Origin of the sequence: Prochlorococcus marinus CUG1415, assembly GCF_017696015.1 — a bacterium.
Lineage (GTDB): Bacteria > Cyanobacteriota > Cyanobacteriia > PCC-6307 > Cyanobiaceae > Prochlorococcus_A > Prochlorococcus_A marinus_AE.
Window position 1 is genome coordinate 38,168 of record NZ_JAAORL010000002.1, and the last position, 23,451, is coordinate 61,618.

Sequence of the window (23,451 nt, forward strand, 5' to 3'; positions counted from 1 at the left end):
TACTCACAGTTTATTTGAGGGAATTTTGAGGGAAAAGCTAAAATCTAATAATATAGATTCAGAATGATCAATCTAAAAAAAATATCAACGGTAATATTGATTGAGTTGTCACTTCTTAGTGTTGTTGTAGTTAATCCTTTAGAACTAAGATCTGAAATTATTAGTGAAAATATCTCGAAAGAAACTTATCCAAAAGATTTGGATTCATTAGAGAAATTAGTTGATAAAGCCAGACAAGAGGGAAATTTAGAACAGGAACTTGAAATTGCACATCAAATATTAGCGATTATTTCTGAGTTTGATAATTCTGATAAAAAAATCGAATCTTATAAAAAAGTTTTAGAAAACTTTTCTGAAGATCAAAGTCCATCCCTATTGAATTTGTTAACAAGCATTGGAATTGTTTATGGTCAACTGGGTGAATATGATTTGGCAATAAATTTAATTGATGAGGTTATAAAAACTGCCGAAAAATTTTATGATGAACTTAAGTTGGAAATAGCATATTATTACTCGGAATTAGGACATATTTATTATGAAGTAGGAGATTATGCTAAAGCCGAAACATCATATGAAAAGTCTGTAGATATTAATGTTGTGGAACTGGGATTTCATGAAGATACTGCTACAGGGATAAATAATCTTGGATTTATGTATTTGGATCAAGGCCAATATGAAATAGCCACAGAGTATTTAGAAAGAGCATTGCTGATGCAAAAGGAACTTAACCCCTTCGATAAGACTTCTTGGATTACAACTCTCACTAATTTGGGGCGAGCATATGCTGAATTAAATTATTATTATTTTGGAGATTATGGAAAATCCTCTAAATATTTAAAGAAATCTAAGAAATATATTTTTAAAGCCTATAAATTAGCTAAAAATTTACTTAGTGACAATAACCCTTTATTTCATACCACTATCAATAATTTAGGAGGATATTATCTTGATATTGGAAAAAATAGAAAAGCAATAAAAATATATGAAGAAGCATTATTCACTAAAGAAAAATATTTAGGAAGCAGCCATCCTGATGTAGCAGTAACGCTTAATAATTTGGCTATGGCTTACCTAAATAAAAAGGACTTTAAATATGCACTGGAGTACTCCAATAGAGCATTAGATATATATTATGAGAATTATGTTGGTATCGACCATCCAAATATATCTTTAACTTTAAACAATATCGCAGGAATTTATAAGGAATCTGGAAATGATGAGAAATCAAATGTTTTTGCAAGAAAAGGTATGGAGACAGAATTAAGGTTTATTCAAAAAGAAGCCCCTTATCTTCCAGAAGAGGAGAGGTTTGATTTTGTTGATAGCTTTGGTGATGGACCTGATATGGCTTTTACCCAGGCATTAAAGTCCTCTTCCGGTTTAGAGTTGGCTTTTTTCGTAAGATTAAATCGGCAGGGATTACTGGAGGATATTGAAAGAAAACAGAATGAATTAATTAATTTATCTAAAAAGGATCAAAAATTAATTAGACAATTTGATGAAATTTTAAAAAATCTATCTAATACCTCATTATCTGAGGATGATAGGAGTGAATTGATATTGGAAAAAAGTTTATTAGAAAAGAAAATATATCGTCTTTTACCAAAATTAAATTTTGAGATTGTTGATGCAAAGATTATTAGTAAAAAATTACCTCCAAAATCAATATTGATTGAATATCAGAAATATTCACCTTATCAACCTCTTTCAGAATCTGGAGAAATTTGGGGTGCACCTAGATATGTTGCTCTTATTCTTTATAGTGATGGAAAATCTAAAAGTTTTGACCTCGGTCTTTCTCTTCCAATAGATAAACAGATCCAAAAGGCACTAGTTGCATCAGAAAAAGGATTGGTTGATGCTCAAGATTTATGGAACGAAGTAGGACAATTAATAATTAAACCTTTAAAAAACCTTCTAGGAGATTCAGACACATTATTTATTTCTCCTGATGCAGAACTTAATCGTGTACCTTTTTCTGCTATTAGTTCCCATAGGGGGGATAGTTTATTAGGAGAAATAGTTAATTTACGTCTTCTAACTACTGGTCGAGAATTAATAAGTCTTGAAAAACAATTAGAAACTTATCTTCAAAAGCCTTTGGTTGTTGCTAATCCCTCTTTTGATTATCAAGAATCTATTCCAATAAAAGTTAAAAAAGAATCATTATCAACTGATAGGCCTCAAAGTCGATCAATTGATTTAAGAACACTAGACTGGAGTCCCTTACCAGGAACGTCAAAAGAGGGTAAAGAGGTTGCAAAATTAATTAATGCAAGATTGCTAACTCAAAACAAAGCCACAGTTATAGCTGTTCAAAAAGAAGTTTCTCCAAAGATATTACACATCGCTAGTCATGCTTATTACATGCCCAACCAATCCGAGGGAGAAAACCCTTTATTAAGAAGTGGGATTGTTTTGGCCGGAGCAAATCAACCAGATCTTAACCCTTATGATGATGGATATTTAACAGCTTTAGAGGTTACTAAACTTGATTTAAAAGGAACGGAATTGGTTGTCATTTCTGGTTGCGAATCTGGGAAAGGAGATCTTCAATCTGGAGAAGGTGTTTATGGGCTCAAACGCGCTTTCTCTGTTGCAGGAGCGAAGTCTACTTTGCTTTCATTATGGAAGGTTGATGATGTAGGAACAGCATTTTTTATGGAAAGTTTTTTTGAAAAAATATTGTCAGGCAAAAGTAGATCTGAGGCTTTAATTGATACTCAAGAAGAGTTCAAAAAACATTCTATTCCTGGATTCCGGCACCCTGGAATTTGGGCAGCATTTCAGTTGAGTGGAGACTGGAGAAAAATAAAATTTTAGGATTATTAAATTTTTTAATCACAAAAAGAATCCTCAACAAAAATATCAAAAATAGTTATTTGAGGGAAATATGAGGGAAGGTATTTTCGAGGGAAATATATTATTAGCTGAGACTTACTGCTATAACTGATCGGGGCGACAGGATTCGAACCTGCGACCTAGTGCTCCCAAAGCACTTATTAGCTATAGTGCAGCACTAGGTTTTCAAGCTATGACTATTTTCTTGCGTAGTGTTGCGTACTTTCTCAAGACAAATCATGAAGTATTTGACCACTATTTGACCACTTTTTCTAAACTACACACAATTCAAATTTTAATAAATTTTGGTTTTCATGAATAAAACTATATTCTCAATTCTACTTTTGTTCGTTACTCAAATATTTATTACTCAACCTTCAAAGGCCTTAGAAATAAATTGCAATTCACCAGTTCACAAAAATAAGCCCAGATGTAAAGGAGAGGCTGGTAAACCAAAAAAAGAGGAAACTACTTTGGATCCAGAAACTGGACTAATGGTTATTGAAATGGAAAGTGATATTGAATGGGCAGAACAAAATCCTAAAATCCCTTATAACAACATAGTCAAATTGACTTCTAGCTTTGACGGCTCAGTTGACTATGCCGTCTTTGATAGGGATTACAAAAAAGATTTTTCCAATAGTTACAACATTAAGGAGTATACGATTCTTACGAAATGGACTGCAGATTATGTTCATGCTATTTATTTTGTTAAAGAAGGCTGTTCTTATTTTGGATGCCCAAATATTATTTCAGATGAAGGAAATTTATCTTCGCCTCTAGAAATTAAATTTAAAGATAAAAATTTTACTCTCTATGGAGACGATGGACGTTTCACTCTCCCAAATGATTTTATAAACCTTGTTAAAAATACAAAAGACTATAAAGGATTAGCCATAAGAAAAAACAATAGGTTTGTTCCAATGGGAGAAGTAACAGTTGAAAAACTATCCCAACTTTATTCTAAGGCTATTAGAAAATGGGAAATACCTAAAATTTCTTTAAATCCATCTGAAGTAAAAAACGAATCATCTATCAAGGAAATAGCAGGTAAATCTTTACCAAAGGTAGTAACTGTTAAATCAAGTAGAGGTCAAGGAACAGGTTTTTTTATTAATAATGATGGATTATTAATAACCAATAGACATGTTATTGGTTCAGGTACAAAAGGAAAAATTCAAATTGAAACAGCAACTGGAGCAAAACTTTTTGCAAATGTAATTTTTGTTAGTAGAGAAGATGACTTCGCTGTATTGAAGATAATTGGAGACAACTATCCAGGTTCAATACCTATTTGTTATTCGAGTTATCCAGTCCCTGGTGAAGAAGTTATTGCACTTGGTTCTCCAAGAGGTTTAACAAATACTATTACTAGAGGAATTGTGAGTGCATTCAGACAGTCAGGTAATTTTGAGGGTTATGCAACTTCAGGAGCATCACTCATTCAGACTGATGCCGCCATTAATCCAGGGAATAGTGGTGGGCCACTCCTTAATTCAAGAGGAGAAGTTATTGGAATAAATACATTTGCTAGAACTACAACTGGAGGTACTCAAGGTCTTAATTTCGCTGTTTCGATTATTGATATACTTCAACAACTAAATGTGGAAAGACCAGACTTAAGTGGTATAAATGATTCCTCTTTAAACGAATGTGGAAATATTGCTGTCTAATAATGACCACTATTTGACCACAATTAAAGTGGTCTTGTTTTGAGCAACAAAAAAGACAGGCTGGGAAAACTTTCTGTGACTTGGATTATGGGCACATTATGGGCACTAATTAACCTTATTCTTCGAAAGTTAGATCAAGATATTTTTCAGATGGCCATAGGTGTTCAAACTGATTACATTTCTTGGCTCCTTTTTCAAGCGTCTCGGGGCTAAAATAAGGATTCATTATAAGCTCTAAAATCCAAAATATTCCTAACCTGGCTATCCATACAGCTGGAACTGGACTTGGCACCCATTGAGATAATAACCTTTTTGTCTCTCCGGAAATCACAAGCTCTGTCATTAAAATATTTCTCAAGATAAGACATTGTTTTAGTTCTTCGCTGTAATTTTTTGATTCCAGATAATTTTTATATTTATCGTTATTTACAATGCCATTTTTATCTAAATAAGAATTGATCTTTGCCAAATGACTTTGATATTTATCTGGCTTATTATTTACTTTAGGATCAACATTTTTATTTTCTACATTATTATCTGTTCCCTCAAGTAGAACGAAATCATTTAGGTTCAAATAAAAATTATTTTCTTTTGCCTCAAATCCCATTACAGAAATTAATTGTCCATCTTTTTTCTCATAAGGAAGGATAGGCAAGAAAGCTAAAACAAGAACTATAAAAGGAAAAAGTTTTACCGTATCTATTTCCCAGCTCCACCATTTGAATTTGAATTTTGAAAAAAACGAAAATATTTTCATTACTTTTTGTCGCTTGGTTGTTTATTAACCAAAATTGTAGCTGATGCTCTGCCAATTCTTGATCTCCACCCTTGGTAATCATTTATAAATGAAGGGATCATTTCAACAGCAATTCCAAGTACTAATAACGACATCCCAAATTGCAGAATAGGATCAAGTCTCCACCCTTGGAAAAACATTATCCCACCCGCTAAAGGGATACAAAAAGCTCTTCCAGTTGTTAAGAAAATAATGAAAAAAGTTTTAAGTATGACCTTTGGGGAAGTGTCTGCTCTTCTATTTAAAGTAAACCAAATTTGAAAGACACCAGATGTTATAGCGGGTATCCAAATTATTATTAAAAATATTCCAGCTATTGAAGCCCAATTTAAAGAAGCATTAACCAATTTAATTCCTTGCAGTTGAGTTTATTTAACCTTATTCAAAATGTTTTGACTAATTTTGGACACTTTTTGGGCACTCTACTTTTTAGGTTAAATATATTGTTAGCTGAGACTTACTGCTATAACTGATCGGGGCGACAGGATTCGAACCTGCGACCTAGTGCTACCAAAGCACCCGTCTGTAAATTGAGACATTAAAACAAATTAACAAGTTAGGCTATTGCTTAATAGTTTCAATGACCAAGATGTTACCAATCTCAAAAATACTCCAAATGTATACAAAGTTGAACATAGAAATACAATTAAATTACTAAATAATCGCTAGAAAAAGTACTATTGCCATAAATTATCAAATTAAGGTTCACTCATTTATGCATTATCTGAGTAACAAATAATCCTTGTAAAAAAGGCTAATTAAGTTAATTATGTAATAGCTGATACTTTATTTATGAACTTTCAAAGATTTTATTCTTTAAATTTTCTTGCCAAATTACTTCTAAGTGCGATTTTTGTAAATGCCATACCTAGTAAGATTACTGACTTCGGCAGTCAAGCCCAATATATAACAAGCAGAGGATTCCCAGAGCCACTTTCTAATCTTTTATTAATTGCAGCAATAGCACTATTAATAAGCGGTTCAATTCTTTTGATTTTTTCAGAAAAAACCAAACTTGCGTGCTCTCTACTCCTCATTTTCTTAATCCCTACAACGATTATTTTTCATTTAGTGCCTCTTCAAGTTATGGCAATTGCTCGAAATCTATCATTAATAGGAGGATTACTAATAGCGATTGACAAAACGAATCTTCATTATTTTAAGCAAGACGACAAAAAAAACTCTAAAGAAATTGAGTATTCTGATTTGAATGAAGATAATTAGTGTCATTCTACTATTAAAGATAAATTGTATTGATTTGCAGGCTGATCCTGGATAGAACAAAACATCTAAAATAAATGTAGGTGAAGATTATTTTGTCTTAATTTTTTTGGAGAAAAATTCAGACTAATTACACTTTTCTCATAAAAATTATTCTTTTGATTAGCGATTAAGGCTAAAATAATATATTAAAGCTATACAAATAATCACTAAAAGGAATATTGAGAAGACTGAGAAGACAAGCTTGGAATCAGGATTAGGACCTGCGACCTAGTACTCCCAAAGCACTCTTACAAATCAAGCTATGATAAGACTATTTAGTTTTATCAACAGTTCTGTCTTATATTTACTTTCTCCAAATTCCATAATCTTCTAACGCATTCTTGATTCTAAATCACAACTATCCCGCAATGTAGATAAATAGATGATCGGTTTTTCTAATGCCACGCATTAAATAAAAGTTTTCATGGACAAGTGAATGGAGAGATTTTTTGAAAGAATTGTTTACGCTAGGCATAAATACTTGTTGGTAAAAATCGAGAGTCTATAAGACTATAGGTAAAAGAAAACGGAGAAGATTTAGCATTTGTAGGGAAAGAAAGTAAAAGAAGTGATCCTATAAGAATCAGATTAATTAAAAATCAATATAGACTAAATATAGAAAACAAACCGATAAACAAACAGAAGTATTAGTGCCTTATGCCTTCAATCAAAGATATACAAAAGTAACTTATCAAAGAAGAGAAGAACTAAATCTAAACATTAAAGATATTTCTTTTGTGATGGTTCATGAAAAAGAAGTACATCAACACAATTACACAAGGTTTATTCCTACAGATACCTTTGCTAAATTTGAAAAAAAGATGGGGGCCTAAATGAAGGAATTAGAAGAAAATACTATTGAACAAATAAGAACTCTTCTTAATTATTTGGAACAAACAGATCTATTAAAAAATAAAGATATTCTTAGGTGTTTAGATGTAATAGCAAGAGAGTATGGCGGAGAAGTAGTAAATAAAAATTAAATGCCTTTTATTAATTGTCAATCGATCTAAACTGAGGGGATAACACAATGTTTTTTATGAATACTTTAATAGTTTCTACTTTTGTTTGTTCTTTTTAAGATTTCGATAAATTTGTAGCCGATTGCCATGAAAAGGAGAGTTATAAATATGTCGAAGACTATTAACTCATCAGGGTAAATGAACATAAAAACTTAAAGTCAAGGATTTAGAAGGATTTGCTGCTGCTACAAGTGCTCCAGAGATGAAAGAGTGGGATAAAGAAAATGATTATAGAGATATTTGTTATTCACTAACTCCAGTTGAATAAGATGAAATGCTTACTACGCCTACTAGTAACTGCTATTGCTTTACTAATGGCTTAATAAAAGGATTCTAAAAATCAAATTTATGCTTAAATATCTCAGTTCTATTAAAAATAAATGGCTTATTCAGAAACAAGAATAGTAATTGGTGGTCTAGCCCATGTTCCTGTTCTTATTTTTATAGCAAATTTTATTAAAGGTAGATTTAGCGTTAAAAAGGAAGAGGTAAAAGATAACGTAGTTAAAGAAGAGACAGTTAAAAAAATTGAAGCAAAAGAAAAAGTAGTTATTGAAGAAAAAGCAAACGCTATAAAGGAACTCTCAAATAAGCTGGATAATATTGAACAAAAGGCTGATGAGGTTGCTGAAAAGGTAAAGAAGAAAAAGAAAGATAAGAAGAAGAAAAAAAAGAAAGATATGAAAAGGGATTAACTTGATTACGTTATAAAGGATTGATTAAATTGAACCTTCGACCTATTGCACCCAAAGAACACTACCTTAATTTTAAGAATGCAACCAAAATAAGCAAGTCTGGGGATGTCAAGTTTTTTGCGATACCTAAGAAAGTATGAATCTCAAGAATATACCTAAGTAGAAAAAATATACCTAAGTAGAAAAAATAAATCTAAATATATAATTATTAGCTAGCTTTATACGTTTTGCTTTTATTAGGTATAAATTATTATTTATTGACAGTGGGGCTAAAATAAGGGGAAATTATTTAATTATTAGGGCAGATTAAAAAGAAGTATCCAAATGGCTACTAGAATAAATAAATATTTAAGCGAAGTAGGTTTTTGCTCCAGAAGAGAGGCAGATAAATTAATTTCGGAAGGTAAAGTAACCATTAATGGCAATATTCCAGAGATTGGTACCAAGGTAGAAAAAGGCGATCAAATAAAAGTTGAAGGTCAAAGAATAGATGCATCAACGAAACAAAAAAATATATACTTAGCCTTTAATAAACCTGTTGGAATTGTTTGCACAACAGATAAAAGATTAGGCCCCGAAAATATAATAGATTTCATTAATTACCCTACAAGAATTTTCCCTATTGGGAGATTAGATAAACCTAGTGAGGGATTAATCTTCTTGACTAACGATGGAGATATCGTAAATAAAATACTCAGATCAAGAAATAATCATGAAAAAGAATACATTGTAAGCGTTAATCTTCCGATTAGTAGAGACTTTATTCAAAGAATGAGTAATGGAGTTGAAATATTAGACACCATAACTAAGAAATGTTTTGTAAAAAAATTAGAGCCAAAGAAATTTAAGATCATACTCACTCAAGGACTTAACCGTCAGATCAGGAGAATGTGTGAGTCTTTAGGCTACAAAGTAAAGTCATTAAAGCGTGTAAGAATTATGAATATTAAGTTAGACGTACCAACGGGAAAATATCGCCAATTTACGAAAGAAGAACTCATGGAATTAAATAGATTACTAGAAAATTCTTCAAAAACATTTGACTAATCAACAATCCCCATCTGTTTTTATGAAGAAAATTTTGTAATTTAATAATTAAGAGAAAATATAGATTCCGAAAAGCTTCCTCAAATTTAACTTGAATGTTTCAGAATTAATTTATGACAGATCCAATTCTATACCTATCAATAATTTTAGGACTAGGAGGAGTTTATGTTTTGATCTCTTCTTTCCATGATGATGATGATGATAATAATGATGATGGAGAAAAATATATGTATAATCCGAGATACATCAATTTAGCAAGGTAGTAATGAGTCAGTTGGTTAATCGCAAGCGGCTAGAACTGTAACTATTAGGCGTTTCATTTAAAACAAACTCATTTGATCACTTGGTTGTTTATTGATTTGTTCTAATACCCATCCATCTGGTGACCAACCCTTAATAATTGGCTGCAATCCTTTTAATTCATAAGAATCTTTTACATGTTGAGTCCATTTCTCCTCATATCCATTAGTCACAACTACAGGCATACGATGATGTAAAGGTTTAATAAGATCATTTGGTTCGGTTGTCAAAACACAGCAACTTTCTATCTCAGCTCCATCAGGCGAAGTCCACTTGCTCCAGATTCCTCCTAACCAAAAAGTCTCATAATTTTCTTTACGAATGCGATAATTTTTCTCGAAGAAACCACTTGCAGGTATTAAGCATCTCTTATATTTCCAACTTCCACTGAATAATTTTTTTTCTTCTACAGTTTCTGATCTCGCATTAAATGGTCTTGCTATCTTTTTATCGAAGGGGTCTTTAGCCCAAGGAGAAATGAATCCCCAAGTCATAAAAGTTGTTTTCATTTTCCCCTCATTCTTAATCACCAGAACTGGATCAGTTGGTTGAATTAAATTTTGAGTCTCGTATTTAGTATCAAGTCCACCTGGATAGTCTTGCTTCAAAACTTTAGGCAAATCTTCAAATTCAGAGTTAAGTTCAAATCTTCCGCACATTTATTTTCTAAAAACTTTTTAAAACTCATTTTAATAAAACTTGCTTATTCTTTCTTACTTGTGATCTATTCTCAATCAAAATTTATAAATTTAATTATTTAAGAATATCCAAGAGTCAGATGGAAACAATTTTTTAGATGTATATAAATAACAGAGTGAGATCTCTATCGATATTCCAAGACTTGAACATTTTATAGCTTTTAAAATTAAATTGTTGGTCCTCTATCCGTATATGTTTGTACCTCAAACCGTACATCTTTTTTAGTCGGTTGGTGAGTCAGTATAGTTAGAACTTAGTAGTAGCAGCCATGAGTTCAAATGTCTTCAACACCTATCAGATCTTGTAAAAAATATGTACTAAGTTACAAAGATTCATCAAACAGTACACATCAAATAGGGTTCTACGCTCGAGATGCATATGACTGCCTGATGCTTGCTAGAGAATTTAATTCTTATGTACATGACCATCCAAATTCTGTAACTAGAATCCAACAAAAATTTTGAGGTAATTAATTATGAACTTAAAAAGATCACCATTCGCAATTCAAGATAAGCACGCAAAAGATCTTGATAATGCGATAGATTTCCCAACAATTGCAGATTTAATGAGAGATCAGAAAGTATCAAACGATGACTCGAATACAGTCCATCATAGAAGAGACTTAGATTCTCTTGGTTAGTTTTTGACGAATAGTTTATTACTAATCTTAAAAGTTAAAATTATCAATCCTAAAATAAGGAGTTAGAGAAATGGATTATCAGAAGGGAATTTATTAAAGACGCGTTCAAGTTGAATACTCTCCTTATAAGAACTTTAAGGCTGAAGATAAGAAAGATACAATTTAAGCCCAAGAAATATTGATTATAGATGGTTTTCTAATTTAAAGACCATTTAATGATAGTCAAACCAATGTTCTTGCTTTCAATTCAGTTGAGCACAATTTATCGAAAGTAGACAAAATTTATTGAATATGTGTTGTTGTTATAGATTTGCTTGTCAAAATATAAATCAAACTTAAAAAAGATAGATAGATATATGATTGTTTCCTAAAAACATATGAATTCATTTGAAGATAACTTCGAACATCCTATGTTACTTTATTATTTATTCTCAAGATTTTTAAATAGCAACCCTAATTTCTCTTATTCCATAATAAAAAAAATCTCTCAAGAAATCCCAAATAATGAAAGGGTTTTTAAATTGACACGTAATATACAAAGTCAATTTATATCTTGGAGTAAACTTAGAAGGTACTCAATGAGGTTTGGCCTCAATTTATTCATCGCAAAATAATAATAAATTAATGAAAATTACTTATGCATTTAGTTTTACATTCATAAGATAATATTTTCTTCCTCAAGTTTTTTTTTAAGCTCTATAGGCATATAAGCAATATCTTTCTTAATTGCGTCAATGGCGTCTTTATACTTTTCAGGTTCAGCTAAAAGCACTTTTATCAAGTTGTACTGACTTTCAATTTCTTGAGAAGAGAATTTTCCCATAAAAAAAAGAGGATTTTATCCCTCTATTTTAGATCGACTGTCAATCTTTTAAAAGATAAACAACTAATTCGAGACTGCTGCAATTTCTTTATGGACAGATAGAAATTCATGATCTTTTAAAACTGGTGTGACTTCAATTTCTACACCAAAATTATCGACCCAGATACTACTCCATTTCCAAATGTTCTGATGATTTGAAGATTCAACTATTGCCCACCCATTAGCTCCCTCAGGATTTACTACTCGATTAAGAACTTTAAATCCATCAAATTCATCACCTTCGCATCCTCCTTCCACAAAACCGGCGAAAGCTTCTGCCCCTTGCATATGACTTTCTTGATCTGGAAATTGCCAGTGTACAATGTATGTTTGCATGAATAAAATAATTTTTGTTTAATTATTAATTATCGAATTTAAAAATTAAATAAAAAGTCTTTAAACACTGATTTTAAAAATAATAAGCCTAGATGGATAAAATAACAAAAAAAAAGACTCTTACGAGCCTAGGTGATGGGGACTCCTATAATGACAAATTAAATTAAAACAAACAACCCCATCAATAGGTAATTTTTATTACTTACAAGCACCATATATAGTGCTAGGATTTCACAAAGAGCTGGGTGATGGGGATTATCCCGCTTTTTTAAATTGGAGCGAAGCTGACACACTTTTTTTATCGAAATATTTACTTTACTCAATAAAGGCTGATCAAGGATTCATGTATTTGAACCTTTTGATATTTCAGAATAGCTTTTAGATGGTCTACCTCTTTTTCTAAAGTCTGAATTCTTTTTTCTAAATCTTCATTACTATTCATACTATAAGGAATAAATATCTTTAATGTTTATATTATTGAAAAAAGGGAACTTATTAGCAATGGTAAATTGCCAATAAGTATTAGCTCCTATTGATAAGGATAAATTCTCTAGATACATTAGGCAGAATATAAATTTAGAGGAAATTCATGAGTGGAGATTTTGAGACATTAGAAATCAACCAACCAAAAATCTCATATTTCAAGAAAAGATCAGAAAACAATACAGAATGGTTAGATGAATTAATCAACAAAATTGAAGAAATGAAAAACAACATATCCAAAGCTGCCTAATAAAAGAAAAAGAGCTAAAAGAATTAGGACTACCTCCTCTCTTCTTTTAGCTTCGCCCATAATCTTAAATATATTTATATATCAATATTAAAAATCATGTTCTGCACCTGCGAGGTAATTTTATTAAAAAAATAGTCCTTTATATAAGGATAAATTATTTAAAATTTATTTAGCCTTCTTTAAATATAGATTCTTTGTATTTGCCTGATCTGATGTAAATAACAAAATTAATATAGTTCCAACTAGAAATGAAAAAATAATTGTTAAACCAACAACTTCAACCATCTCTCTAGGCAGATAATTTAGAAACATAATTAATAAATCTCTTATTTTAAACTTAGCAATTGTATTTTTTATGTAAAGTAAGTAATCATCCCTAAATCCCGAAAAGAGTTTAGTGAAATTTACTAATCTTTATCAAATTATCAGGTGGAAAGTCTTCAACTAGTCCATCACAATTTTCTTATTTAGCTATTCCTACTTTCTTAAGCAATTTAAAGTAAGGTAAGGCCCAATTACCAAAGGTAAAAGATAATGTCGTATTATTTTTACTTGGGAATAATGTTTTAGAACGATGAGAAGCTAAATTTGAGAATTTTTTAATAGTCTCAGTCTCTAGATTATGCATTAACATTTTTTTTTGAACAACTCGATTTTTCTTCTGGGGCAAATAATTTTCTATAAACCATAAAACCTGATCTAACTTTGATTGATTAGGTGAGACTTTAAATTGTTTAGATTTCTCTTTAAACATGGTTATTTACATATTAATTCCTTAATTAAATTTGCCATTTAGATATTTGAATGCAATAGTACAAAACATTAAAATTATGATCTTTAATAATCGAGAATCGGGAAAAGAAATTATTAAAAAAATACTTTATTAGTATATATAAAAAAAAAAGAGGTTTGAAAACCTCTTTTTTTGATCAGTTACAAATAAGAATTTAATTTTTAGATTCTTTTAATCTAATTTCTTTTTGTGCATGCCTGATTCTTTCTTCAAAGACTGATCTTCTATATGGAATTACTTCTCCATTTTTAGTTGCCAAAAGTTTGGCTTCATAAAGCCTATTGGCTCGGTTGATTTTTTCTCTTATTTGTAAGAGGTTATTCATGGTCTTTTGCAGTTAATGAAAATCCCGTTCCCTATTCCCATGTCATGCGTCCAATGATATAACTTGGATGAACGTTAATGAAGAATAACACCTCCAAAAAATTAATGCGAGAGTAATTTTTACTAATTTTTTTTTCTAAAAAATAAATAGTGAATGAATGAAAAATTATTTCTTTAAATCAGGGATTAAATTAAAAAATCCTAAAATTTAATTATATAAAATCATGAGTTTCATAAAAATTTTAATATCCTATTTTTAAAAGAATCTTCTAATATTAGCTAGATTAAGATAATAGAATTGTTTGAGAACCATCATTATTATCCTGAATCGATATTTTTTTATCTGGAAAAATTTCTAATAATATTCTTTTTAAATTTGAATTATCGGAAGATTTTATATTATTAATATTTTTTGAATTAATTTTCCAATTTTCATCAACAAATAATTCTTTATCGTCACTATTTTTTTCTTTGATGGAGGTCTTATTAAGAATCTTAAGTAACAATTCGGAATTATAATCTCTAATATAATTAGAGCTCTCCTTGAAATTATCAATCATAATTATGAAATCTTATATTTATAAATCTTGCTTAAAAAATTTTTAAAATACAAGGTATTAATTACCTAAAAGTTTTTTATAATAAAAAATCAGGATGAAATTAAAATCTTTTTCTGTAGAAAATTTAATATTTAAAATTGCGAGAGATCCATATTTAAAAAGATGAATTAATCATTTACACCTTTTATTAACTTGTTAAGTTTTAAATAAGAAATATGGAAAACAATGACAAGAGTAATTAACAAAAAAATAAGATTTTTAAGATGGTTGAACTCAGGAATGATATTGCCATTAGTTTTTATGGCTGCCTCTTCATCTATTATTCTTTATGGAGTTTTATTTTTTCTTATAAAATAGTTTTCTAACTTAAGCAGCTACGTTTTCCTCAGATTTTGACATGAGCATTGCAGCTTTTTTTAATAAACTAACTACTTCTTTTCTTCCAACTGCATTATCAGCCTGACTCATTATTTCAGCATATTTTTTATTTATTTTTTTCATAAAAATTTTTAATTTAATCCAAAATTACAACAACATAAGATTATGTCAATCGTAAATAAGTTATATATATTATTTTTTATCATTTACAGTTGTTTTTTTTTTCACTTTATTATCCTTAAAAAACTTTTTAATTAATGATTACTAATAAGGATAAATAATGCCAATCAATAGAGAGTTTATTATTAAATTTAGCAATCATAATAATTAGGCAATCTTATAGTATTTGTAAATATAAAATAAAACGCTGATTAAGATTACTATTGCAACTCCATAAAAAAGAAAAGGGATAATAGGATATTGATAAAGCGTAGACCTAACTTTTTGTTGTATGGCTTTTTTATCGATTTGAGGCACCTTTATATCTTCAGTTTTCTCTCTAGCGGGAATTCCTAAATTTTTTCTTCTCTTTGCTTCTCCCATAATTAATACTGAGGTAACCCCATACATTTTAAATAATTATTATCTGCTAAATCTAAAATTAGACCCCATTCTTTACTAGATGTTTCTAAAGGATTTTTAAAATCTTTTTCAAATTTAAGAATACATCTTTTTTCTATATTTTCTGGAGAATTATAATTTCTTAAAAAAGTTACGCTTAAATAAGATACTAAAGAAAAAACTATAATTATTATAGAAATCCTAAAACGAATCATATCCAAGTTAATTCTTCCATCGTTAAGAAATCAACTTTGTGAGGTCTAATCGATTCAATATTTGCTTGAATAAACTTCTGAATATTTCCCTTTCGAACCTGATTTATGCAAATAAATTTTTTGATATCATCTTTACTGAATCCTCTAAAAATTTGCTTAATATCAAACTCAGAGTGTCTTCTATCTGCTTCTTTACTGTCAAAAATTTCAAACCATTCTTCAAATGTACTTTCAATCTTAAAAGAAATTACATTTGTTATGCTTCTAGACATAAAAGAAGAAGAAATTTTTTTTATTCTAAAAGGCATGTAAAAAATTATCAATTATTAGAACAATCTAATTTTAAGAAAACAAAAAGTATGAGATAGCAATATTATCACAATCTTTTATTGAAGTAAGTTTCTATGGGCCTCTAAAAGATATATAGTGGCAATTGAAAGTCTTATAAACCACAAAAAATAGATTTTATTAAATACTTAATTAATTAAAAGGTGCAGTGTTATTAATAGGAGCTATTAATAGGATTTCAAAAACTATCCCAGTCAATGCGAATGGCAATACCCAAATACCAATAAATCTATGATCAAAAAATCTTAGATGATCTTCACCCTTGAACACTTTACGCAAAGAAGTAAATAGAGTTTCTGGCTGCTTATAAGATGGACTATTTTCAGAAGGAGAATATGGTTTAATTAAGGCAGATGAGGTAGAAAACTTTGCGATTTTTCTAATAAAATAAATAGGCAAGACCCATACTGCAAAAAATCTACCTCCTAACCATTGCCTTGCATTAGGAAGGGCATAATCTTTTATAGATTTATTCTCTGGCAATCCGGATTCTAAATCTTTATAAATATTTTCTAAAGTATATTCTGTTTCTTGTTTGTTAAACATTTATTTATCCAATAAGTAAAAACATCAAAATTTGAATTTAAATAAAAATATTCCTAACTACCAAAATAACTAAAATGTAGTTAAGAATATTTTCGTTGGCTAGGTTCATATAGACGGATTGTAAACCGTTGCAGATGCGCCAAATATCTACATATTATTTATAAATAAAAAACTATTTTTTTTAAAGTAAATAATATACACAAGCATGAATAATTTTTAATATGGGGTTTTGATTTAATATTTTTACTTCTACAAGAATACTTAAACCTCATTTTCTAAGATTGCAAAAAAAAGAAAATGAGGTTAAAGGGAGGTTCTCATTACAAACCGTACTTATCAAAGCTAGCGGCTAGTAGATTGCCCTAATATCTACTTATATATTTATATAATAATTTTATTAATTTAGAAAGATTAATATTATACAAAAAAGTGTTTAATTTTTTATTTGATTATAAATTAGGAAAATCTAATTAATGTGCTTACTATGCTTATTGAAAGATGAAAAAAAGCATAAAGAGAAACTGCAAAGAATAAATACTGTTCTATTGGAATCATGACAATTTATAAATTTAAAATTGATAAATTTGGATTAATTTTTTGTTAAAAAGATATTTTCTAAAATATAATATTGATTTATAAATTAATTTTCAAGAGTCTTTTTTTTTTTGCAAATTATCATTAGGTAAATTGAAAGCACCCCATTTCCTAAGCCAAAATAAGGTATAGAAAAAGGCTAAAGCGAAGGGGGTTCCTACAATAAAGAATCTTATATCCATTTCAGTTACTTATTAATAAGATTTAAACTGCATTGCTAAAATAGCTCCTAGAAAAAAAAACAGTCGGAATTCCTAAAGCGTTTACAGCTGCAGTTCTTACAGTAAATACTGGATACCCTTCTGCTGGTCTGCCAGTATCAGGAACTATTGCAGAATCTTCCCAGACTTGATAGTTTTTGAAAGGAGCTAATCCATTCTTCGGTAATCCTAGTGGTGTTAATCTAAATACATCCCATCTACCTAACCAAAAAACTGTAAATATCCATGCAAATATTATTGGTGAAATAACAAGTACAACTCTGAAATCCATTTTTTTAAAAAGTAATAATAAATCTGATAATTATTTTTCCTTTTTGAAATTAATAATTTATTAAATCATTAACTTATATTTATCCAAAAACACTTAATAACATTATTTTTAATCATTAATCACAATTAATTATGATTAATTGATTTTTTTAAAGTATATTTTTTAAATCTAGATATTTGGATGTTTAGTTTGATGTAGATTAAATTTAACTAAGAAAATTAAAAAAAATTGTTATGAATACTTTTAGATTCTTGCTTTTTGGAATAGCAGGAGTAAGCGTTGTTTTTTGGGTGGCAGTAATAGCGTTATGGCATACTTATATGTTTCCAAAATTATTTAATGAAGATAAAGGTTTAAATTCTTTTATCAATCAAGAAATCAATGTCTCAACAGAACCTATTTTAGGCAATTTAGTTAACAGCAACAATTTTAAAAGTAGGGAAAAATATTCAATGAAAAATTTAGTCTTAGCCGATTTTTCATCAAGTAATAATTTGACACTAAATAAACTCTATACAACTGTGATGATAGGTGTAACATTTGCAAGCTTTATATTTCTATCATATGGACTAAGTAGCTCTATTACAACGGCCAGTTAAATGGAATCGATATATGTAATTGTTTTCATAATTTGCTTTATTTATATAATTTTCGACTCTTTAAAAAATACAGGTATCAAATAAATTGCTAATGCTTTTTACCCTTCAATAAAATTTTTCTTCTTATATAAAAGAAAACTAATGTAGTTATTATCATCACTGGTGGATGCAATGAAATTGAATTTAGATATTCATAATAACTAAAGTTTTCCAATTACTTAAAAACAAATTAGAAAAACTATATCCTATTTTTGAATCTTTAATTGAAATAAATAAATCAATTTGATGTATAAAATGTTTATTTAATTTCCATATTTATCTAAATTTCTTAATTATAAAAATTCATCCATAATTGGCAAATCTATTACTTCTCTTGAACTTCATCCTAGAAAGTGAAAAACAATAAGTAAATATATCTAAATGTAGATATACAACTTTTTAAATTTATATTATAAAAATACAAATGATTAATTTAGGAAAAAAGGTAAATATAAAATCTACTTTTGTGGTTTTAACTTTGAAGAATATTTTAAATTTACAATGTATGTTGCTACTAGAGATAGTATCAGAAAAAATAATAAACTTTCCAAAGTAGATTGGGGCATAACCATAATTAGTACTAAAAATAATATATTTCTAGAGAAACGAATGCTGCAGAAAAATCAACCCTTTAATTATTTTTATGTTCAAATTAATAAATTTAATTAGTATCAAAAAATTCTCTTAGATAAAAGTTTTTTGATTATTTACAATTAACCAATTCCAATACCAAAAAATGAATTTGCAATAAACAATAAACTAAATAAAATTAAGAAAATCAATCCTATCCAACATATTGTTTTTAGAAACAATCCATATCTATTTTTAATTGGCACTAATTTGCTATTTATAGTATCCATTGCCATCCATGCAAATAAAGGTGCGGTAAGGAAACTTCCAGTCATTGCTGCAAATACAAAATCTTTTACTCCAATACCGCCTGACCTCGCAATAAGCAAAGCTATTAAGGATGCAAAGATATGCAAAATCATCCACTGTTGAAATCTATTTCTCTCTGCCTTGGAATCCATGTGTCCAAAATCAGTACCCCTCAATAAACCTTGAATAGCAGAAATACTTCTTGGATATGCATCTAGGCAAGTAATTGTAGTACTAAACATTGCGGCAAATGCTGCAGGGATAATGATCCATTTAGACCAATCACCAATGGATTTAGTGTAGAGGAGTATTAACTTTTGAGCAAAGGAGACTCCACTCCCAGAAAGCATTCCATCTCCAGTGCCATACATAGTTATTGCTCCAAGCATAAGGAAGAAAATAGCTGTAACAACAGTTATTGCGTAACCGAGATTAAAATCAAATTCTGCTTCTCTGATGTTTGGTGTATATTTTGAATCTTTTGCTCGAGAAAACATCCATAAAGAAGGCCAAACACATAACTCTACTGGGCAAGGCATCCATCCCATTAGAGGGATCAAAAAAGCTAAGTTTGTTAACTTCCATGGGCTTATTTCTGGTTCAACAAAACTCATATTTAGAGACTCATTTATTGAACCTTTGAATAAAAGTGATAAGACTGCAAATAATGTTAAAAAGGTTAGCAGAGCTACTAAAAATTTCGAAATTCTATCAAGTGCTTTATATTTACCAAGAATTAAAATCATTCCAGAGACACCCAGAATTCCTATAGACAAGTCCATCGGGGGGAAAGTAGAGAAAAAGGGGATATTAGTTAATAGAACGCCAGAAACAAAACTTACAGCAGCTATTGTGAAAGTACCTGTAATTAAACTAACTATTAAAAATAAAGGAAGATAATAAGAATTCCTCTCTTTGAAACCTTCTAATAATGATTTACCAGTAGAGGCTGTAAATCTAGTCCCAACCAACAAAAATGGATATTTTAAAAGATTAGTAAGAAGGATTAGGCCTACCAATGAAAATCCAAACCTCGCACCAGCCGTCGTTGATGACAACAAATGTGAACCCCCAATAGCTGCTCCCGCTAGTAAAATCCCTGGACCTAAACTTTTTTGTATTCTTTTTGTTAAATTCATTGTTTTAATTAAATAATTTAATTTACTTTTTTAGCCCTTCTATATTTATTTTTTAATATTCTTTTTTTTAGTGCAATATCAGATTATGAGTTAAAAATAAAAAGTATAATTAGGGATCCTATTTGGAATTTCATATAACACCTCCTTCAAATATGCTTTTATCAGATATTTATTTTATATTCAACCTCTTTTTTCCATAAGATCCTCAAAAACCTATCTAGAATATCTAATTTCTTTTTATCAACCTTTCTGAGGTTCCTATTATTTTGTTTTTGCATAAATTATTAATTAAGTATTTCAACTATAAATTGAGTTAAAAAAAACACAATAAGCAAAACTTCTTAAAATCTCTAAAATGCATTGTGATTTAGGTTGTTCTTAATTTGATAAATATTTTTCTGACCTCCTCAAAGCTTTTATCGCGCCTTTATAGTCAAGATTCTTTAATTTTTCTTTGCTTTTTTGTTCCAACATTTTTACTATTTCATTTCTCTTTATTTCATCAATTTTCAGCTTATGATCGAATATAAGATCGAATTTTGAGGAATACAAACTAGATAATTCTTCTCTATATTTTTCAATAATTTTTTCATCACAAGATTTAGATTTCAATATTTCATTAGCCTTGATTTTGTCTTCTATAGCTCCTTTAAAATTTCCTCGCTTAAATTTCTTTTCACTTGATCTAGTTAGCTTAATAAGATTTTCCAATATCAATCCAACAGATTCTGCCATTTCTTTTTATGTCTTAAATTGATCCTATCAGCATAAAGAAAAATCAACTAATTTTTTTAATAATCACATAACTGGATAATTAACCGATAACAAGTCCTTTTTCAAGAAGTAAATCGAAAACCTCCACACTTTTTGTTTTCCCTAATTTGGTTGATTTATGTAAATCTAATATTTCAGCAAGACACATAATCCAATAAGTATCTTTTTTTAAATTAAGCCCTTCACAAATATGGGAGGGAGCTGATTTAAAACAATCAAAATCTGTTGATATATTAATGTTCATGACTTGAGTTTCAAGTTCCAGACTTAAGAGTTCTATTTCTTGATCAGAAAGGGCTATTCCAAACGAATATGATTCAATTAAAAGTTGATAATTCATAAAAAAGTTTATTTTTTCAAGAAATCCAGCGAGTTATTTTTTGCTATAACAAATATTTCCTGAATCCTCAAGAATAGTTTTTGTTTAGGAATTCCTAAAAAAATCATATAAAACATTTTGTGGTCATTGAAAAATTACAGTTGCTCTTTGAGAATTATCTAATTATTTACCAATATAAATTGTTTTAAGTCCCAAATCTCTAAACATCGCTTTCTCTTTCTATTCATTCATACGTGATTCATACTCCTCAAAGGTATTACTTAGTTGAAAATCCAGAATAGTCGTTTCAATAACCATAAAAATAATTAAGAGTTTTTTAATTCTAAATCTTTTCCAAGAAGCAATTTTAAGAAAAATTAGTTTTTATTAAGCAAGCTATTAACTAATTTTTATTTATGAGTTATAAATCAACTATAAAAATCGATTTTAATTTTGGACTCAAAAATTTCTCAAAGAGAACAATGGACTAGTAAGCTGGGATTCATTTTAGCTGCTGCTGGTAGCGCAGTTGGTCTCGGAAACCTTTGGGGTTTTGCCTACAGAGCCTCTCAAGGTGGAGGTGCAGCTTTTGTACTTTTATACATATTGATCGTTTTAATTGTATGTATTCCGGTATTTGTTGCTGAAATGGCTTTAGGTAGAAATGCAATGACAAGTACATTACTTGCACCTGTTAAGCTGGCTGGGAAAAATTGGTATCCATTAGGGATCTTGTTCTTTATAGCTCCTTTGGGTATAGCATCATATTATTCAGTGATAATGGGCTGGACAGCCGACACCTTGTTCCATTCTTTATTTTTTGGATTACCAAAGAATTTAACTGAAGCAGAAACCTTCTTTGGCTCTATTAGTAGTGGTAGCAGTGTTTTGTTGGGGCACCTATTAAGTCTTGTACTTACAGCCATAATAGTTTCATCAGGAGTAAAAAGAGGGATAGAAAAGGTTACTAGATATTTCATGCCAATCCTTTTTATAATTATTGTAATTCTTGCTATTTGGGCTTCTTCACTTTCAGGGGCATGGGAAGGATATAAAACATTTCTACTTAAGTTTGATTTTAATGAATTAAGAAATCCTCAAACAATAAGAAACGCTTTTACACAAGCATTCTTTTCATTAAGTTTAGGCATTGGAATTATGGTTACTTACGCCTCGTATCTAAATAAAAAAAGTAATCTTCCAAAACTAAGTGTTGGAGTGGCATCATTAGATACTTTGGTTGGACTAATGGCTGGATTGATAACTTTCCCAATAGTTTTAACATTCGGTTTAAGTGACGCTATTTCTGAATCCGTAGTTGGTGCTTTATTCATATCAATTCCAACAGGCCTAGGTTCATATGGTGCAGCAGGAAGAATTGTAGCTGTTGCATTTTTTGCACTAGCCTATATTGCAGCTATAACTTCCTCTGTTTCATTATTGGAAGTTCCAGTTGCATCTTTAATGGATAAATTTGGTTTTAGAAGAGAAAAATCGGTTTGGTTGATAACTCTATTCCTATTCTTAGCAGGCATTCCTTCTGCCTTGAACTTAAACATTCTTGGAACAGTTGATTCGATTTTTGGAGGAGTATTGCTTATCTTTGGTGGATTCTTGGTAACCTTCTTTATGGGATGGGTCGTCCCAGGAAAGTTCAATGAAGAACTTAGTGACTCAAAAGTCGGAATCAAAACGACACGTTACTTGAAATTCATGACAAGATGGGTTGCTCCCCCAATTATTGGTTTTGGACTATTTATTAGTGTTTTTGATTTGCTTAAAGGCTGGGTAAGTTAAAAATAAATAAAATTATAATTTATATAATTGAATAAATTTACTGCGATATAGTGCGGAAATAGGGGGAGGGGTGCAAGTCTAAAAAAGATAAAATAGTTTAACTTTTTCGCATTATTTTTGATCAAACTCAAAAAAATATTAGTCAATAATTAAGTATTTGCAATGGTTATTAATTAAAAAATTGATA

The 23,451-nt window shown here is 29.5% G+C and carries 30 protein-coding genes and 1 pseudogene; 14 read left to right on the plus strand and 17 right to left on the minus strand.

Annotation, left to right across the window (positions count from 1 at the left end; translation table 11 throughout):
• Window positions 1-63: 63 nt before the first annotated feature.
• Both HA143_RS06335 and HA143_RS06340 read left to right on the plus strand, forming a co-directional pair.
• A complete protein-coding gene (locus tag HA143_RS06335; protein ID WP_209084689.1) occupies window positions 64-2,823 on the plus strand; it encodes a CHAT domain-containing protein in 2,760 nt (919 codons plus the stop codon).
• A gap of 332 nt (window positions 2,824-3,155) precedes the next feature.
• On the plus strand, window positions 3,156-4,514 hold the full coding sequence (locus HA143_RS06340) for a S1C family serine protease (protein WP_209084691.1): 1,359 nt from the start codon (window positions 3,156-3,158) through the stop codon (window positions 4,512-4,514).
• Between the two features lie 115 nt (window positions 4,515-4,629).
• On the opposite strand, the gene HA143_RS06345 is transcribed toward HA143_RS06340, so the two are convergent.
• Both HA143_RS06345 and HA143_RS06350 read right to left on the minus strand, forming a co-directional pair.
• Window positions 4,630-5,271, minus strand: a complete 642-nt coding sequence (locus HA143_RS06345; RefSeq protein WP_209084693.1) for a hypothetical protein — start codon at window positions 5,269-5,271, stop codon at window positions 4,630-4,632.
• Window positions 5,271-5,657 (minus strand): hypothetical protein, encoded by a 387-nt coding sequence (locus HA143_RS06350; protein ID WP_209084695.1) that lies wholly within the window; start codon window positions 5,655-5,657, stop codon window positions 5,271-5,273. The genes HA143_RS06345 and HA143_RS06350 overlap by 1 nt, the downstream gene beginning before the upstream one ends.
• Before the next feature lie 427 nt (window positions 5,658-6,084).
• Here HA143_RS06350 and HA143_RS06355 point away from each other — a divergent pair, with 427 nt between their 5' ends.
• From HA143_RS06355 to HA143_RS06380, 6 genes are all read left to right on the plus strand, one after another.
• The gene (locus HA143_RS06355; protein WP_348534784.1) at window positions 6,085-6,534 is read left to right on the plus strand and encodes a DoxX family membrane protein; all 450 of its coding nucleotides are present in this window, start codon (window positions 6,085-6,087) and stop codon (window positions 6,532-6,534) included.
• Between the two features lie 689 nt (window positions 6,535-7,223).
• Window positions 7,224-7,406 carry a hypothetical protein gene (locus HA143_RS06360; RefSeq protein WP_209084699.1) on the plus strand — a complete coding sequence of 61 codons (183 nt, stop codon included), beginning with the start codon at window positions 7,224-7,226 and terminating at the stop codon, window positions 7,404-7,406.
• Window positions 7,407-7,556 (plus strand): hypothetical protein, encoded by a 150-nt coding sequence (locus tag HA143_RS06365; RefSeq protein WP_209084708.1) that lies wholly within the window; start codon window positions 7,407-7,409, stop codon window positions 7,554-7,556.
• Between the two features lie 419 nt (window positions 7,557-7,975).
• The gene (locus HA143_RS06370) at window positions 7,976-8,290 is read left to right on the plus strand and encodes a hypothetical protein (RefSeq protein WP_209084710.1); all 315 of its coding nucleotides are present in this window, start codon (window positions 7,976-7,978) and stop codon (window positions 8,288-8,290) included.
• A gap of 324 nt (window positions 8,291-8,614) precedes the next feature.
• Window positions 8,615-9,337, plus strand: coding sequence for a 23S rRNA pseudouridine(2604) synthase RluF (gene rluF / locus HA143_RS06375; RefSeq protein WP_209084712.1), 723 nt, complete (start codon window positions 8,615-8,617; stop codon window positions 9,335-9,337).
• 113 nt (window positions 9,338-9,450) lie between these two features.
• The gene (locus HA143_RS06380; protein ID WP_209084714.1) at window positions 9,451-9,600 is read left to right on the plus strand and encodes a hypothetical protein; all 150 of its coding nucleotides are present in this window, start codon (window positions 9,451-9,453) and stop codon (window positions 9,598-9,600) included.
• 57 nt (window positions 9,601-9,657) lie between these two features.
• Here HA143_RS06380 and HA143_RS06385 read toward each other — a convergent pair whose 3' ends face one another.
• Window positions 9,658-10,296, minus strand: coding sequence for an SOS response-associated peptidase (locus tag HA143_RS06385; protein ID WP_209084716.1), 639 nt, complete (start codon window positions 10,294-10,296; stop codon window positions 9,658-9,660).
• A 318-nt stretch (window positions 10,297-10,614) separates the two neighbouring features.
• Here HA143_RS06385 and HA143_RS06390 point away from each other — a divergent pair, with 318 nt between their 5' ends.
• The gene (locus tag HA143_RS06390; protein WP_011376708.1) at window positions 10,615-10,800 is read left to right on the plus strand and encodes a hypothetical protein; all 186 of its coding nucleotides are present in this window, start codon (window positions 10,615-10,617) and stop codon (window positions 10,798-10,800) included.
• Window positions 10,801-10,811: 11 nt separating this feature from the next.
• A complete protein-coding gene (locus tag HA143_RS06395) occupies window positions 10,812-10,976 on the plus strand; it encodes a hypothetical protein (RefSeq protein WP_209084718.1) in 165 nt (54 codons plus the stop codon).
• A 655-nt stretch (window positions 10,977-11,631) separates the two neighbouring features.
• Here HA143_RS06395 and HA143_RS06400 read toward each other — a convergent pair.
• Together HA143_RS06400 and HA143_RS06405 are read right to left on the minus strand one after the other, a co-directional pair.
• Complete coding sequence (locus HA143_RS06400) at window positions 11,632-11,799, minus strand: chorismate-binding protein (protein ID WP_209084721.1); 168 nt, start codon at window positions 11,797-11,799, stop codon at window positions 11,632-11,634.
• A 63-nt stretch (window positions 11,800-11,862) separates the two neighbouring features.
• Complete coding sequence (locus HA143_RS06405; RefSeq protein WP_209084730.1) at window positions 11,863-12,174, minus strand: DUF3303 domain-containing protein; 312 nt, start codon at window positions 12,172-12,174, stop codon at window positions 11,863-11,865.
• A 589-nt stretch (window positions 12,175-12,763) separates the two neighbouring features.
• On the opposite strand from HA143_RS06405, the gene HA143_RS06410 reads away from it, so the two are divergent.
• Window positions 12,764-12,907: a hypothetical protein gene (locus HA143_RS06410; RefSeq protein WP_209084732.1), complete on the plus strand. Its 144-nt coding sequence runs from the start codon at window positions 12,764-12,766 to the stop codon at window positions 12,905-12,907.
• Between the two features lie 165 nt (window positions 12,908-13,072).
• Here HA143_RS06410 and HA143_RS06415 read toward each other — a convergent pair whose 3' ends face one another.
• From HA143_RS06415 to HA143_RS06430, 4 genes are all read right to left on the minus strand, one after another.
• Complete coding sequence (locus HA143_RS06415; RefSeq protein WP_209084734.1) at window positions 13,073-13,219, minus strand: hypothetical protein; 147 nt, start codon at window positions 13,217-13,219, stop codon at window positions 13,073-13,075.
• Between the two features lie 151 nt (window positions 13,220-13,370).
• Window positions 13,371-13,661 carry a hypothetical protein gene (locus HA143_RS06420; RefSeq protein WP_209084736.1) on the minus strand — a complete coding sequence of 97 codons (291 nt, stop codon included), beginning with the start codon at window positions 13,659-13,661 and terminating at the stop codon, window positions 13,371-13,373.
• Window positions 13,662-13,854: 193 nt separating this feature from the next.
• On the minus strand, window positions 13,855-14,025 hold the full coding sequence (locus tag HA143_RS06425; protein ID WP_209084738.1) for a hypothetical protein: 171 nt from the start codon (window positions 14,023-14,025) through the stop codon (window positions 13,855-13,857).
• A gap of 283 nt (window positions 14,026-14,308) precedes the next feature.
• A complete protein-coding gene (locus HA143_RS06430; protein WP_209084740.1) occupies window positions 14,309-14,584 on the minus strand; it encodes a hypothetical protein in 276 nt (91 codons plus the stop codon).
• A gap of 225 nt (window positions 14,585-14,809) precedes the next feature.
• Between HA143_RS06430 and HA143_RS09840 the strand changes: the two genes are divergently transcribed.
• Window positions 14,810-14,941, plus strand: coding sequence for a hypothetical protein (locus HA143_RS09840; RefSeq protein ID WP_257469949.1), 132 nt, complete (start codon window positions 14,810-14,812; stop codon window positions 14,939-14,941).
• Between the two features lie 348 nt (window positions 14,942-15,289).
• Here HA143_RS09840 and HA143_RS06435 read toward each other — a convergent pair whose 3' ends face one another.
• From HA143_RS06435 to psbF, 5 genes and pseudogenes are all read right to left on the minus strand, one after another.
• Window positions 15,290-15,505: a DUF2839 family protein gene (locus HA143_RS06435; protein ID WP_209084743.1), complete on the minus strand. Its 216-nt coding sequence runs from the start codon at window positions 15,503-15,505 to the stop codon at window positions 15,290-15,292.
• A gap of 2 nt (window positions 15,506-15,507) precedes the next feature.
• Window positions 15,508-15,738 (minus strand): hypothetical protein, encoded by a 231-nt coding sequence (locus tag HA143_RS06440; RefSeq protein ID WP_209084745.1) that lies wholly within the window; start codon window positions 15,736-15,738, stop codon window positions 15,508-15,510.
• Complete coding sequence (locus HA143_RS06445; protein WP_209084747.1) at window positions 15,735-16,010, minus strand: DUF3764 family protein; 276 nt, start codon at window positions 16,008-16,010, stop codon at window positions 15,735-15,737. The genes HA143_RS06440 and HA143_RS06445 overlap by 4 nt, the downstream gene beginning before the upstream one ends.
• A gap of 208 nt (window positions 16,011-16,218) precedes the next feature.
• Entirely contained in the window at window positions 16,219-16,632 is a 414-nt protein-coding gene (locus HA143_RS06450) for a hypothetical protein (RefSeq protein WP_209084750.1), read from the minus strand.
• Between the two features lie 788 nt (window positions 16,633-17,420).
• Window positions 17,421-17,718: pseudogene (gene psbF / locus HA143_RS06455) on the minus strand (cytochrome b559 subunit beta, long form).
• Between the two features lie 233 nt (window positions 17,719-17,951).
• Between psbF and HA143_RS06460 the strand changes: the two are divergent.
• Window positions 17,952-18,317, plus strand: coding sequence for a hypothetical protein (locus HA143_RS06460; RefSeq protein ID WP_209084758.1), 366 nt, complete (start codon window positions 17,952-17,954; stop codon window positions 18,315-18,317).
• Between the two features lie 752 nt (window positions 18,318-19,069).
• Here HA143_RS06460 and HA143_RS06465 read toward each other — a convergent pair.
• The 3 genes from HA143_RS06465 to HA143_RS06475 all read right to left on the minus strand — a co-directional run bounded on the left by HA143_RS06465 (window position 19,070) and on the right by HA143_RS06475 (window position 21,488).
• Complete coding sequence (locus HA143_RS06465) at window positions 19,070-20,374, minus strand: NRAMP family divalent metal transporter (protein WP_209084760.1); 1,305 nt, start codon at window positions 20,372-20,374, stop codon at window positions 19,070-19,072.
• A gap of 378 nt (window positions 20,375-20,752) precedes the next feature.
• On the minus strand, window positions 20,753-21,109 hold the full coding sequence (locus tag HA143_RS06470; protein ID WP_209084763.1) for a hypothetical protein: 357 nt from the start codon (window positions 21,107-21,109) through the stop codon (window positions 20,753-20,755).
• Window positions 21,110-21,188: 79 nt separating this feature from the next.
• A complete protein-coding gene (locus HA143_RS06475; RefSeq protein WP_209084765.1) occupies window positions 21,189-21,488 on the minus strand; it encodes a hypothetical protein in 300 nt (99 codons plus the stop codon).
• A gap of 432 nt (window positions 21,489-21,920) precedes the next feature.
• Here HA143_RS06475 and HA143_RS06480 point away from each other — a divergent pair, with 432 nt between their 5' ends.
• A complete protein-coding gene (locus HA143_RS06480) occupies window positions 21,921-23,264 on the plus strand; it encodes a sodium-dependent transporter (protein ID WP_209084767.1) in 1,344 nt (447 codons plus the stop codon).
• The last annotated feature ends 187 nt before the right edge of the window (window positions 23,265-23,451 follow it).